Origin of the sequence: Micromonospora sp. M71_S20, assembly GCF_003664255.1 — a bacterium.
Lineage (GTDB): Bacteria > Actinomycetota > Actinomycetes > Mycobacteriales > Micromonosporaceae > Micromonospora.
Genome location: NZ_RCCV01000001.1, coordinates 3,861,732 through 3,874,794 on the forward strand (window position 1 = coordinate 3,861,732; position 13,063 = coordinate 3,874,794).

The window sequence follows — 13,063 nt, forward strand, 5'->3', positions numbered from 1 at the left end:
CCGAATGCGCCTCGCTTTGGCCATCAGCCGGTTTGCCTCGGCCGCGTTGCCAGTCTCCGATGCCCGTTCGCGCTACCGAGAACAGTGGGAGGCCGACATACGCGGCGCCGCCGACATAGGGCTGTCGCCGCTGCGGCTCGCTCTCGGCACTGCAGTGGCAGCCCTCCAACTTGTCGCTACCATCAGGACGGGGACAGCAGTGCTTGCGTCAGGGAACATTGCGCTGGCCATCCGGGCAGCCGGTGCGCCCCGCGTACGTACCGGCCTTGCAGTGACGCAGTTGGGATTCGGCGGTCTATATGCGGTCGTGCTGGTGTTATACGCCGTCAGCCGGATCCGGTTGGGACTCGGCCACCATGAACTCACCCACGAAATGCACGACCCCAAGGACCTCGTGCCTTTCGGTCTCTCCCTGCTCAACCCCTTCACCTGGCTGTTCATGACCTCGCAGCTGTACATAATGCTTAATGGCTGGGTGCTCGGAGCTGTCCTCGCTGCAGGGTCACTCGTCCACGCGTTTACCGGCAACGACCGTCGGCGGCGGCTCTCCGTGACCGCGACGGCGGTCAGCGCCGTTGTGCTGGCCATCGCTCTCAGTGGCTTCGGCTGGGACATATTCGTTTGGGTTAGGGATTAGGGCGAGCGAGATCGCGTAGCCATATCTTCATCGTGGCGACGTCAACCGTAGCCTGGTACATGAACTCTCTCTTGTCGTAGCGGGTGGCCACGGCTCGGAACTGCTTGAGCTTGTTGATCGCCCGCTCGACGACATTGCGCTGTTTGTACAGCTCACGGTCGAATGCGGGCGGGCGCCCGCCCCGGCTGCCCTTGGCCGCCCGAGCGGCGACCTGGTCCTTCTTCTCGGGAATCACCGCCGCGATTCTGCGTCGGCGCAGCTCAGCCCGGATCTTCTTGTTCGTGTACGCCTTGTCGGCAAGCAGCCGGCCCGGCCGGGTCCGCGGCCGACCCAACCGTCGCCGGACGCGGATACCGTCCATGACCATGGCGAACCCGACGCTGTCGTGGCGCTGCCCGGCGGTGAGGGTCCGGCTGACCGGCCGGCACCGGCGGTCTGCAGCCAGATGCAGCTTCGTGCTCAGCCCGCCACGGGACCGACCAAGCGCCTCACGATCACCCGATTCGCCCGACACCGGCCGCCCCCTTTGCCTTCGCTGGCCTGCTCGGACAGCTCCCTGGGCAGGTCGCGGCGAGCACCGGCCGCGTGCTGGTGCGCCCGGACCACGGTCGAGTCCAAGCCCAGCACCCAGTCCTCGCCCGCCTCGGCATCGCAGTCGGTGCGCAGCGCGTCGCAGATCCTCGCCCAGGTACCGTCGAGGGCCCAGCGACGCTTGCGCTGGTAGACCGTCTTCCATGGGCCGAACCGGGCGGGCAGGTCCCGCCAGGTGATCCCGGTCCGTTCCCGGAACAAGATCCCCGAGATCGTCATACGGTGATCACGCCACCGCCCGCCCCGGAGTGGATCCGTCGGCAGCAGCGGTCTCAGCAACTCCCACTCGGCGTCAGTGAGCTCAAATCGTCCAGACACGACAAGCGTGCTACACGTTCACGTCCCAAAGATCCACGAAACACGCCCTAGGGCCCTGGGTGCTGCGGCGAGCCTCGCGACGCAGGCGAACGGTAGGGTCGCACCCACCGCCCTTGCCCAGACACAGGAGGTCGCGCCGTGCCGCAGCTCGCCTTGGCCAACAGCTTCTGGCAGAGCTACGACATCCTGGAGAAGCCGGTGAAGGCCGGCGTACGCAAGGCGATGGAGAAGTTCCAGCAGCTCACCGTCGCCGAGCTGCACGCCGACAAGGGCCTGCACCTGGAGTCGGTGAACAACGCGCGGGACCCGCGGATGCGGACCATCCGGATCTCCGACTTCTGGCGCGGGGTGGTTTTGGCGCCCGACGACGGCAGCGACACGTTCCTGCTGCTCAACGTCGTGCCACACGACGACGCGTACACATGGGCCGCGAAGCGGCTCTACACGGTGAACACGGCGACGCGGGCCTTGGAGGTCCGCAACGTCGTCGCCATCGAGCAGCTCACTCCGGCGCTGGAGAAGGCTGCGGCGGAGGCGCCGAGCCTGCTGTTCGCCCGCTACTCCGACACTGTGCTGCGGCACCTCGGCATCGACGACCAGGTGCTGCGGGCAGTACGCACGATCATCGACAAGCGGCAGTTGGACGCGTTCAGCACGTTGCTGCCCGAGGACCAGTTCGAGGTGCTGCAGTACCTCGCCGAGGGCTTCACGCCCGACGAGGTCTATCGCGACGTCGTGGCCGAGCGTCGGCCGGTGGACGCAACGCCAGAGCCGAGCGGGAGCCTGTCCGTGGCGATCGCCAACACCGCCAACCGCATCACCCTGGTGACCCGGCCGGATGAGCTCGCCGAGATCCTCGACAAGCCCTTCGCCGCCTGGCGGGTGTTCCTGCACCCGTCGCAGCGGCGGGTCGCGTACCGGGTCTCCTACAACGGGCCCGCTCAGGTGACGGGTGGGCCGGGCACCGGCAAGACGGTGGTGGCGCTGCACCGGGTCAAGCACCTGCTCTCCCGCACGCCCGACAGCCGGGTGCTGCTCACCACGTACACCAATGCCCTGGCCGCGACCCTGCGGGAGAACCTGGCGCTGCTCCTCGACGACGAGGAGCAGCTGGCGCGGGTGGAGGTCACCACGGTGAACGCCTTCGCGCACCGCGCAGCGCGTGCCCTCGCCGGACGGGTGCCGACCCCGATCGGCGACGCGGACGAGCGGCAGGTCTGGCGGCGGGTGTGCCGCAGGCTGAACATGCCCTGGACCGAGCAGTTCCTCGCCCAGGAGTTCCGGCATGTGATCCTCGCCCACAACGTGCAGAGCCGGGAGGAGTACCGCGCGGCCAGCCGGCGGGGGAGAGGGTCGGCGCTCGGCCCGCGGCAGCGCGACCGGGTATGGGACGCCGTGGACATGTTCCAGAAGGAGCTGTCCGCCGCCGGTACCACCACCCACCTGCAGATCTGCGCGCGGGCGGCGCGGCTGCTCGACGGCGCCGACCTCACCGACCACGGGTACGACCACGTCGTGGTCGACGAGGCGCAGGACCTGCATCCCGCGCAGTGGCGGGTGCTGCGGGCCGCGGTGGCGCCCGGCCCGGACGACCTCTTCATCACCGGCGATCCGCACCAGCGGATCTACGACTCCCGGGTCTCGCTGAACGCCCTCGGCATCTTCGTCACTGGGCGCAGCAGCCGGCTGCGGGTAAACTACCGCAGCACCGAGGAGATCCTCTCCTGGTCCACCGGGGTGCTCGTTGGCTCCCGGATCGAGGACCTCGGTGGCGACGGTGACGACAGCCTCGCCGGCTACCGGTCGCTGCTGCACGGCAAGCGGCCGCACGCCGCCGGATACCCGACGAGTCAGGCCGAGAACACGGCGCTCGTGGAGCGGGTGGCGGAGTGGTTGGAGCAGGGCTTGGCGGCGAGCGAGATCGCGGTGTGCGCTCGGTTCAACACCACTCTGAGCGACGTGCAGGAGGCATTGACCGCCGCCGGGATTCCTTCTGTGCGGGTTCGCGATCAGCCGGGCGTGGACGTGGACGGGGTGCGGCTCGCCACCCTGCACGCGATGAAGGGGCTGGAGTTCCGCTGTGTGGCGGTAATCGGTGTAACGGCGCGGTCGGTGCCGTTCGCGAAGGAGGTCACGCCGGCCGAGGTGGATCCGTTGCAGCACGAGAGCGACCTGCTCCGGGAGCGTTGCCTGCTGTTCGTCGCGAGCACCCGGGCGCGGGAGGCGCTGCACGTGTCATGGAGTGGACAGCCCAGCCCGTTCCTGGCGTTCTCCTCTGGCAGTTAGCCCAGATGGTCCCTGAGCTCGTCTTGAAGCTCGCCGCCTGCGGGGGCTGCGGCGACAGGGTTGCCCTTCAAGGCGTCACATCGACGTGGTCATTCCTTTCCGGGTCAGCTCCCATACGCCACGATGCCCGGTTCGCTTGATCAGTCCGTCGTCGACCATGGCCTTACGCTCCCAACGAGCGGCGTTCCGCCACCGCACTTCGTCCCCATCGACAACGCCATAGTCGCCCTCGAGGAAGACGTGCTCCATGCGGCGTTCGAGCTCCGCGAGCACTTTGTCCACTTCCTGCCGGCCGCCGGCCTCCTGGAGAATCGCGAGTATGTACGGCCGAAATGCCTTCTGCGGTGTCTGGCCGCGCTTCCGTCCTGCGGAACGCTGAGCCGGCACCTCCGATGACGGCTCGTCAGATGCGGGGCCGCTGGTTGATGCACCCGGCTGGTCATGCTCCGCCCAGATGTCGCTGAGAGACTTCCCGTCGCGCTGCCGCTGCCAAGCCGTCCAACCGTTGACCTCATAACCAGCGAGATGCCGGGCGGCGCTCGAGGGAGTGCCGTGCAGGGAGCCGTCCCGCAGGCGTAGCCGACCGTCGTTCGTGAGCCAGGCCTCGTGTCTCTTCCCCTGATTCCGCCGGTTCCATACGAGGCACTCGTCTACGCGGAGGATGCCGTCGGCGAGCAGCCGAGCGAGTTTGGTCGACGATGCTGGCTTCATGTGTGGACTCCTTGCTGGGCTTTCTACGGGGCCAGCGACGCCTCCGTTCAGGTTCAAGAGTCGTCGCAGCACTGTGTTGGGGGTGTCGACGAACGCTTCCGCCTTGGACTGCAGTAGGGCGTACACCTCGTCGTCTACCCGGATGGTCGGAGCCATCTGCTGCCTTTCTGCCTCGACGTACCGGAGATGACAGTGTTGCAGACAGATGAAAAGCTTGGAAGATGCCGGTCGCCTAAGCGACGGAGGGCGGACTGTCGACAGTCGACAAGGTCGTCGGAGCATGTCCGATCGGCGATTCGCCCCGCCTGTCTGTCTGTAAACCCGTACCTCGGTCGGTGGGAACATGATCGTCATGTCAAACGACTGCGTCCCTGTTCCGAACCGCCTGCGGGAGCTTCTGCATCGATGGGAGGCCGAGGGGCGGCAACCTCAGGGCGGCATGGGGTGGAACCGCTCAGCGTGGCTCGCCAGCTTGCCGGAGCACCAGGGCCTTCTCGAAGAGCTGCCGGACCGGCTCGACCGTAACCATGTGACAGAACGGGGCCGCCGGGCTGGCGAAGCCCACGGCGAGGCCGTGCGGGCGTTCGTGATAGCGATGGTGTGGGGGTACGGGCCGGTCGGGTACGGCGCGTTCCGAACCGCACGGGTGCTGCGCGAGAACGAGGAGGCGCCCCGGATTCTCCGCGAGGTGGCGTTGAGAACGCGCCGCGATGGCGGGGCGGAGGCGTTTAAGTGGCTAAGGCAGCACCGTCTTCGCTACCTTGGCGTTTCCTTTGCCACCAAGTACCTCTTCTTCTGCAGCGGTGCGGAGGCATCGCCGGCGCTGGTGCTCGATCGGCGTGTGCAGCGGTGGCTGTGGCGGCACGCCGACCTCCACGTCAGCCTGAACTGGAACGTCGACCACTACCGCCGGTACCTGTGCCTGGTGACCAAGTGGGCGGGAGATCTCGACCTCAGGCCGGACGAGGTCGAGTACCTCATGTTCTCGGACGACGGCTCGCAGCAGATCGCCGCCGAGGAGGGACTTGTGGAGTCTGACGAAGTCGCCGTGTTGGACGCTCTTGACGAGGCTGCTGCCGCCTTCGCGGCACTGCCGGGCGACATTGACGCGAATGACCTTGAGGACTTCGAGCGCGGCGTACGGCAGTTGCGCCGGATCGTGCTGGCTCGCGGCTTGACTCGGCGTGAACCGCCGGAGTGATCCGGAAACAGGTCAGGCAGCCGGCGGTTCGCCCGGAGCATCCTCCTCGGCAAAGGTCGTCAGCGTCTCGCGCTTGACGTGCTGAGGCTGCTCAGTGGTGCGGTCGGTAGGGCGATCCAACCCTCGGTTGCGGCGGCGGCCAGGTCGGCGGGACCGGGACGGCTGGCCTGGCCGATGGCAGCCGCACGAGCGGTCAGTGCGGCCACGACCGCGTCGATTGCGTGATCGCTATCCCGGCACGCTGCCTCAAAGTCGCCGAGTTGCAGCCACGGCGCAGCGTCGATCAGCCGGTTCATCAAGTCGTTCAGCGCGCTGCTGTTCTGCCGTCCTTTGTATCCCCGGTAGGGCAACCCCCACTGCTTCAGCGACGCCGCAGGATAGACCTCGACAATCGTTCCGCCGCCGCTGCGATCCACGGGTTGCCCGTCCGCGGCGAGCCGCGCCAGCAGGGCGGCACATCGCATCGCCGTGTGGGCGATCCGGTCCGCGGCCACGCTGAGCGGTGGGCGATCGGTCACCGCGTGGGTCACCGCATCGGTCCGGCGCCAGGCAAGGCTCCTGCGCCAGGCGCGACCGACCAGGTCGCTAGGGGCGGCGAGGTCGCCGCGATGGTGGGCGATGACGAATTCCACGAACGGCCCCGGCCAGCCAAGCGGGCAGTCAATCCCGACCTTCTCCGCTGCCGATGCCGCCCGCAGGAGCTGATCGTCACCTGCGCCGATGGTCAACTCCTCCAGCGCAGCCCCTGTCGCGGACCACCGGATCCAGGCCACTGCGGTGTTGGCGTCCTCCGCCGCAAGATCGATCCCCGCCGTCAACATCCGCCCAAGCTAAGGGACGTCTCGTAACTCGATGATCGGTCCATGGTGGATCATGTCGGGGTGCAGGTGATCTCGGCGGCCCGCCAGGAGTGGATCTTTCCGTTCACCGGGCTGCAGCCCGCCCAGTTCCGCAGGTTGGTCCGGCTGGTCGCCGAGCGTGGCGGTGCCACGATCGCTGACGGCCGGCCCGGCCGGCAGTGGTCTCTCGACCTCGCCGATCGGGTGCTGCTGGTAGCGGCGTACTGGCGCACGAACCTGACCATGCGACAGATCGGCCCGCTGTTCGGGGTGTCGCACTCCGCCGCGCACCGGGTCATCGACACCGTCGGCCCCCTGCTCGCCCTGGCGCCGGGACGCCGACATCGGGTCGACCAGATCACCATCGTTGACGGCACTCTGGTGCCGACCCGGGACCACCGCCTGGCCGCCCCCAGCAAGAACTACCGCTACAGCACGAACCTGCAGGTCGCCATCGACGCCCACACCCGCCTCGTCGTCGCCCTCGGCGACCCGCAACCCGGCAACCGCAACGACACCATCGTCTACCGCACCAGCGGCATCGACCAGAAGTTGGCCGGACGCCCGGTCATGGCCGACGGCGCCTACCGCGGCAACCCCGAGGTGATCATCCCGTACCGCAAACCCGCCGACGGCAGCGAGCCACCCGACTGGAAAGCCGACCTGAACAAGCAACACCGCACCGTCCGAGCACAGGTCGAACACGTACTGCCCCGCATGAAGTGCCTCAAGATCCTGCGCGACTACCGCCGCGCCGCCCACACATTGACCGACACCGCATCCGGCACCGCCCACCTCCACAACAACATCCTCGCGGGGTGACACCAGCACCGTTGCCGGGCAACCCCTTCACCGAGTTACGAGACGTCCTTTACTCAGCACCGACGGGTCGACGTATCGTCCACCACGTCATCTCTCGACCCGCCGTTTCACCGACCGCAGCCGAGTCATGGCGCCAGGCGAGGGCGAAACGCCCGAGATCTGTGTCGGTACGGACGATTGGCGAACGAATTCCAGTTGAGAATGGTTGCGCCTGTGGCGCTCTTCCTGACCGACCTCGATCCTCGTGCGCGCGTGAAGGGATCCCGCGACGGGCTCGGTGCGCAGGCCGTCTGGTCAGCCACGGGACGCCCGCTCATTGGCAATCTCACCACCGTCACGGACTCCCTTCAGGGCTTCACCACCCTGCTCGTCGGGCTGCGCTTGGCTGAACTCGCCGCCGCAGACGAGTTCGACAACACGACGAACGCCTTCCTGATCTGGGAGCAGATGGCGGCGTACGTGCGACACGTTGTGCACGATCATCGAGGTTTCTTCGGGCTGCAGCGGATCGCCGCGCGGGCAGCGAAGGCCGGGAGCAACGGCGGCAAGGTGCATCTGTCGGCGCAGCCGGAGCACCAGATTCTGAGCAACCAGCGGACGGACGGTTTGCTCGGCAACTACACCGCCCCGGCGCGGGTCTCCGGGCTCGTCGCGCCGGGCAGCCCGGTGCGGCTCACCCCCGAAGCGAGCGCTTTCGTGGACGCTGTCTACCTTCCGCGACTGGAATCCGGATGGGGTCGAGATGCCCGCCATCTCATACGGGAACTGCGGCGGGAGCGGGTGGTGTTCGACATCGGCGCAAGCGCGAAGCGTGAGGCGGTGGCCAGCATCTTCACCCCCGGGATGTCGCAGCGGGAGATCGGCTTCTACCGCTACCACCTGGTCGAGGGGGGACCGAGTGATCCGACCAAAGGACGGCAGGCCAAGCTCGCCGTCCTGCTCGAAACCAGGCCCGCTGACTCGATCCGCCCTTCACGGCCGTACCTGATAGCAATCGCCGACAACGCAGAGTCGCGAGGCTGGAGCGACATCGCCGACCTGATACGCCGGATCATCGCCTGCGAATCCGTGCTCGCGCCGGCCTCTCTGCTCTTCAGCTACCTGCTCGGACGGAATGGCGCCCACCTCGACCACGTCGTGGCCGACCTCCGATCGTCCTGGGGGGACCGCCTCGAATCGATCGACCCGCTTGCGGCGTCCGCGGTGCCCGGTCAGGAGTGGCCACGCATCGCCGAGGCGCTCGCTCACGGTGATTATCCGAAGCTCGTCAGAACCTTGGCCGGGCGGAACGCCACGGCGATGCAGGAGCGTGGTGCGGCGCTCGCGTGGCTGGAGGTGACCGACCAGGACCAGCTGCGAGTGCGGTTCCGGGACGAGCCGGCCGATCTGCCCACCGGTGTCGAGGTCCGGGAGCTGTGGCGGTACCCGTACTTCATCCCGTCACTGGTGTCCATGCTGTCGGCGATCGGGAAGGGTGCGGCGTGAGCGAGGGCATTCCCCGGGCGGTGCTCACCGAGGCGCTCCGCGCGCAGATCAACGGTCGCGAGGTGCTGGCCGCGGTGTTCTGCACGTTTCGCTTCGACCCTGGCTTCTTCGAGCGCGAGATCATGCCGGCTCTCTTCGACGTCCAGCTGCACCAGGACCCGCAGATCCGGCGCGTTCAGCTTGAGGAGGCGCTGCGACCACTCGCCGGCCGGGTCGCCGTCTACTACGACCCCGGTGCGATCGTGACGGGTGACGGAACAGCATGCCTGGACGTACGCCGAATCCCGGTTCGGCCCCGCACCGGCTACTTCCACCCGAAGAACGCGTTCATCCTCGTGCGGGACTCGTCAACACAGGAACGGTCGCTGGTTGTGCTCACCGCATCGGCGAACCTGACACAGGCGGGCTGGTGGGAGAGCGTCGAGTGCGCCCACCTGGAGGAGATCGCGGAGCACGGCCGGTCGCGGACCGCCCCGGAGATCCAGCGGTTCCTCGAACATCTGCGGAAAATGGCGAGGAACTTCGAGTCCCCCATCGCCCTGGACGACATTCGGGGGTTGCTTCGCACCGTGCAACCTATCTTGCACCGCTCGGCGGACCAGCGGATGCACCCGCACTTCCTCCACAACGGCCGGCGTGGCGCAAAGGACCTGGTAGATCAGCTCGACGAGATCGCCGGCCAGTGGCTGCGTGGTGCGAATCTGGAGGTCCTCTCCCCGTACCTCGACGACGCGGACGCCTCGGTGCCGCTGAAGAACCTGATCGACCGCTTTCAGCCGGGCAAGTGGCGGGTGCTGCTTCCCGAGGAGGGCGGTGTGGCGCGGTGCCGTCCGGAGCTTTACGACTGGGTACGCGAACGAGGCGGGGAGTGGGGGCGGCTACAGTACCCAAGGCGGTCCTCGCGCACGGCGGCAAGCAGGCTACGGGAGCGACCTACCGGAGAGTGCACGCGAAGGTGTACCGCTTCTTCACCAAGCATTGGGAAGTCACCCTCGTCGGATCGTTCAACCTGACCAGGCCCGCGCACTCGGGCGGTGGCAACGTCGAGACCGGGGTGCTGTCGGAGGCGCCCGTCGATCGGCGCCCGAGATTCTGGCTGGAGGAGATCGAGGAGCCACCACCGTTCGCTCAGCCGGTCGGCGAGGACGACGGCGTCGACCACGGTTTCGTGCCCATGCTGGCGCGCTTCGACTGGGCGTCAGGGCGGGCCGAGGTCCTGTGGGACGGCGCGGGTGACAGCCCGCGCATCGAGGTGTACGGCCGCGGCGTACACCTCTTCGAGATCGGTCACCTGAAGCCTGCCGTCTGGACTGCCCTGTCCGCCGACGACGCGGTGATCCTGCGTGAGCGGCTCCGCGAGACCAGCTTCCTCACCGTGGTCGTTGGCAACCAGCGCGGAGTCGTCCTGGTCCACGAGACCGGCATGGCGCACCGGCCGTCGATCCTGCTCGACCTGACGCCGGCCGACATCTTGCGCTACTGGTCGATGCTCACGGCCGGGCAGCGGAACGTCTACCTGGCCCAGCATGGCGGGGCGCTACTCGGCGCAGGGGCGGATCTGCCGGTGGAGTCCGTTCTGGTCAAGCCCGTCGACACGATTTTCGATCGGTTCGCCGGGATCTTCCACGGGTTCGCGTCGCTGGGTCGCGCTGTACGCACGGCCCTCGACGAGGACCGGATCGAGGAGGCCCGATTCCGAATGTTCGGTGCCAAGTACGATTCTCTGCCCGTCCTCGTCCAACAGGTGGCGAGCGATGCCGCAGGTGATCCGCTGGAGCGATACCTTATGGTCCTCTGCGCGCAACAGCTTACCGATGACATGCGCCACTCCTACCCTGCGTTCTGGGAGTCAGACCCGACCGGCACTTCCCTCCTCGAAACCACGCTCGCCGTACGGCCCGCCCTGCGGGAGCTGCTCGTCGCGCGCAATGACGCCGAAATGGCCGAGTTCCTCGACTGGTACGAACCCCGTTTCCTGGGCAAAACGACGGCGGTGCCGGCATGATGATCAGCGTCGACACCGCCGAGCAGTTGCTGGACTTCAACCGGGTGATCCGCAACCCTCAGCGGGCACGGGACCAGCTCCACGGAGCTGTTGCCTTGCACAACATCCTGCAGCGCCAGCATGTCGCCTACCTGGCCGACGAGGTCGGCATGGGGAAGACGTACGTGGCGCTCGGTGTCGCCGCGCTGCTGCGCCATTTCAGGCCGGACCTGCGGGTGCTCGTCATCGCGCCACGCCAGAACATCCAACAGAAGTGGCAGCGGGAGCAGCAGGTCTTCACCAAGAACAACGTGCGTTTGGACGACATGCGTGTGCGGATGCCGGGAGGCCTGCCGGCACGTCCACTAGTGCACTGCCGAGACCTGATGCAGTTGTTGGAGGAGACCGCAGTCGGCCCCGACCGCGACTTCTTCGTCCGCCTTCCGAGCTTCAGCCTGCCTATGCGGCGGGACGCCCAACAGCGGCGCAACCTGCGCGACCGACTGCGGCGGCAGGTGCCATGGCTTTCCGACGATCTCGTCGACCTGAGGGCCAACGCCAACGTCATCAAGGACCGGTTCGCGCAGGCGATCAACGCCGCTCTGCCGCACTTCGATCTCGTGATCGTCGACGAGGCGCACAACCTCAAGCACGGCTGGGGCCCACAGTCATCCTCCCGGAATCGGGTGCTCGCCACCGTGCTCGGGAGAGACCGCGCTGACCTCGACGCGAGACTGCGCGACAAGTACGGCCCGCGGGCCGGGAAGGTTCTGCTGCTCTCCGCGACGCCGGTCGACGACGACTACCGACAGCTGTGGAATCAGCTCGACGTCTTCGGCCTCGCTGAACCCTTCCGACTGCTACGCGACGCTGATGCCAGCGAGCAGCAGCGGCGGGACGAGGCACGGCGGTTTCTGATCCGACGGGTGACATCGTTGGAGGTCTCCGGCGAACGGCTCACCAAGAACCTCTACCGGCGGGAGTGGCGCGGCGGGGGCGTTGCGGCGTACGACGAGCCGATCCGGATCACTGACGACCGGCAGCGGCTGATTGTCGCGCTGGTTCAGAAGAAGGTGAGTGAACTACTCGACGACGAGCGGTTCGGCACCCGTTTCCAGGTCGGCATGCTGGCGTCGTTCGAGTCGTTCCTCGAAACCACGCCCGCGAAGAAGCCAACCCCGGTCGATGACGCCGACGACGTCGCGGATGAGGCCGTCGTAGCCAACTTCGACGACGCCGAGCAGGCCACCGATGCGGTGGAGCGGCAAGGCATCGACGTGTCGATGCTCAACGGCCTGGCCCGTGACCATTTCCATCGGTTCGGGCGCGAACTCCCGCACCCGAAGATGGATGCCCTCGTCAGTTCGCTCGTCACGTCCTGGCGCGACGGCCGCAAGGGCCTCGTCTTCGTCCGTCGGGTCGCATCGGTCGCCGAACTCAAGCAGAAACTCGACGACGAATACAGCGACTGGCTCGTCGGCCGGCTACGTAACCGGCTGAAGGAGCAGCACCGGGCGGCGTTCGAGACGGCTGTCGACGAGTTCCGCCGACAACGTTCGCTGCGCACCGCGACCGCCCCTGTGGCGGCGGAACAGGCCCGGGAGGACGACGACGCTGGCGGGCAGGACACCTTCTTCGCATGGTTCTTCCGTGGCGCCGGACCAGATGACATTGTCAGCGGTGCGACCATCCAGGGGCGGTTCCGGAACCAGGGCGGAGCGCTCGGCACCTTCTTCGACGACAACCATGTCCTGGCGCTCCTTGCCGTCGAACCCGGACAGGTCAGGGACTCTCTGGCGGCCGCGCTCGGCAAGGAGCGGGACAAAGTCGACCGACTTCTCCGCGAACACTCTCGCCACTACCTGACCGAGGCAAAACAAGCGACCCGAGGCGCGAGGTTCGACGCGGTTCAGGCTGCCGCGCTCGAACTGCTCGCCCAGCATCCGGGGCCACATCAAGAGCGCGCCGAGGTGATTTGGCGTGAGTTGTACCGCCCGGAGAAGCGGAGCGCCGTGTCGGCTGAGGGGGACCCGGGGCTGCTGGAGACCGCCACCTTCTTCACCGAGCTCCGACGTCGAGAGCGGCTGCGTAGGCTGATCTGGCCGGAGCCCACTTCCAACAACGTCGGAGAGTCGTTCCGCGAGCAGTATGTTCGGGGGTAGCTTCTCTCCGCCGCTGCGCGCCTCGGA

11 protein-coding genes are annotated in these 13,063 nt (G+C 67.4%); 8 read left to right on the forward strand and 3 right to left on the reverse strand.

All coding sequences use genetic code 11. From position 1 onward, the window contains the following. The first annotated feature begins 4 nt into the window (after nucleotides 1–4). Complete coding sequence (locus DER29_RS16580; protein WP_121398148.1) at nucleotides 5–637, forward strand: hypothetical protein; 633 nt, start codon at nucleotides 5–7, stop codon at nucleotides 635–637. Here DER29_RS16580 and DER29_RS16585 read toward each other — a convergent pair. After that, nucleotides 627–1,546, reverse strand: a protein-coding gene (locus DER29_RS16585) for an IS5 family transposase (RefSeq protein ID WP_370040076.1) whose coding sequence is annotated in 2 segments (ribosomal slippage) — nucleotides 627–1,166 and nucleotides 1,169–1,546 — 918 coding nt in all. Because the reading frame shifts where the segments join, the coding sequence is not laid out codon by codon here. The two genes, DER29_RS16580 and DER29_RS16585, sit on opposite strands and share 11 nt — an antisense overlap. Before the next feature lie 138 nt (nucleotides 1,547–1,684). Between DER29_RS16585 and DER29_RS16590 the strand changes: the two genes are divergently transcribed. After that, complete coding sequence (locus DER29_RS16590) at nucleotides 1,685–3,832, forward strand: DEAD/DEAH box helicase (RefSeq protein WP_121398149.1); 2,148 nt, start codon at nucleotides 1,685–1,687, stop codon at nucleotides 3,830–3,832. Between the two features lie 75 nt (nucleotides 3,833–3,907). Here DER29_RS16590 and DER29_RS16595 read toward each other — a convergent pair whose 3' ends face one another. Then, complete coding sequence (locus DER29_RS16595) at nucleotides 3,908–4,897, reverse strand: winged helix-turn-helix domain-containing protein (RefSeq protein WP_121398150.1); 990 nt, start codon at nucleotides 4,895–4,897, stop codon at nucleotides 3,908–3,910. On the opposite strand from DER29_RS16595, the gene DER29_RS16600 reads away from it, so the two are divergent. Further along, complete coding sequence (locus DER29_RS16600) at nucleotides 4,887–5,744, forward strand: hypothetical protein (RefSeq protein WP_148710073.1); 858 nt, start codon at nucleotides 4,887–4,889, stop codon at nucleotides 5,742–5,744. The genes DER29_RS16595 and DER29_RS16600 overlap by 11 nt on opposite strands. A gap of 59 nt (nucleotides 5,745–5,803) precedes the next feature. On the opposite strand, the gene DER29_RS16605 is transcribed toward DER29_RS16600, so the two are convergent. Beyond that, nucleotides 5,804–6,565, reverse strand: coding sequence for a DUF429 domain-containing protein (locus tag DER29_RS16605; RefSeq protein WP_121398152.1), 762 nt, complete (start codon nucleotides 6,563–6,565; stop codon nucleotides 5,804–5,806). 60 nt (nucleotides 6,566–6,625) lie between these two features. On the opposite strand from DER29_RS16605, the gene DER29_RS16610 reads away from it, so the two are divergent. From DER29_RS16610 to DER29_RS16630, 5 genes are all read left to right on the forward strand, one after another. After that, nucleotides 6,626–7,405 carry a transposase family protein gene (locus DER29_RS16610; protein WP_121399282.1) on the forward strand — a complete coding sequence of 260 codons (780 nt, stop codon included), beginning with the start codon at nucleotides 6,626–6,628 and terminating at the stop codon, nucleotides 7,403–7,405. Between the two features lie 213 nt (nucleotides 7,406–7,618). After that, nucleotides 7,619–8,890 carry a hypothetical protein gene (locus DER29_RS16615; RefSeq protein WP_121398153.1) on the forward strand — a complete coding sequence of 424 codons (1,272 nt, stop codon included), beginning with the start codon at nucleotides 7,619–7,621 and terminating at the stop codon, nucleotides 8,888–8,890. Then, nucleotides 8,887–9,903: a hypothetical protein gene (locus DER29_RS16620; RefSeq protein ID WP_121398154.1), complete on the forward strand. Its 1,017-nt coding sequence runs from the start codon at nucleotides 8,887–8,889 to the stop codon at nucleotides 9,901–9,903. Before DER29_RS16615 ends, DER29_RS16620 begins: the two co-directional genes overlap by 4 nt. Beyond that, nucleotides 9,846–10,895 carry a hypothetical protein gene (locus DER29_RS16625; RefSeq protein WP_148710074.1) on the forward strand — a complete coding sequence of 350 codons (1,050 nt, stop codon included), beginning with the start codon at nucleotides 9,846–9,848 and terminating at the stop codon, nucleotides 10,893–10,895. Before DER29_RS16620 ends, DER29_RS16625 begins: the two co-directional genes overlap by 58 nt. Further along, nucleotides 10,892–13,036: a DEAD/DEAH box helicase family protein gene (locus DER29_RS16630; protein WP_121398156.1), complete on the forward strand. Its 2,145-nt coding sequence runs from the start codon at nucleotides 10,892–10,894 to the stop codon at nucleotides 13,034–13,036. The genes DER29_RS16625 and DER29_RS16630 overlap by 4 nt, the downstream gene beginning before the upstream one ends. Nucleotides 13,037–13,063: the final 27 nt, after the last annotated feature.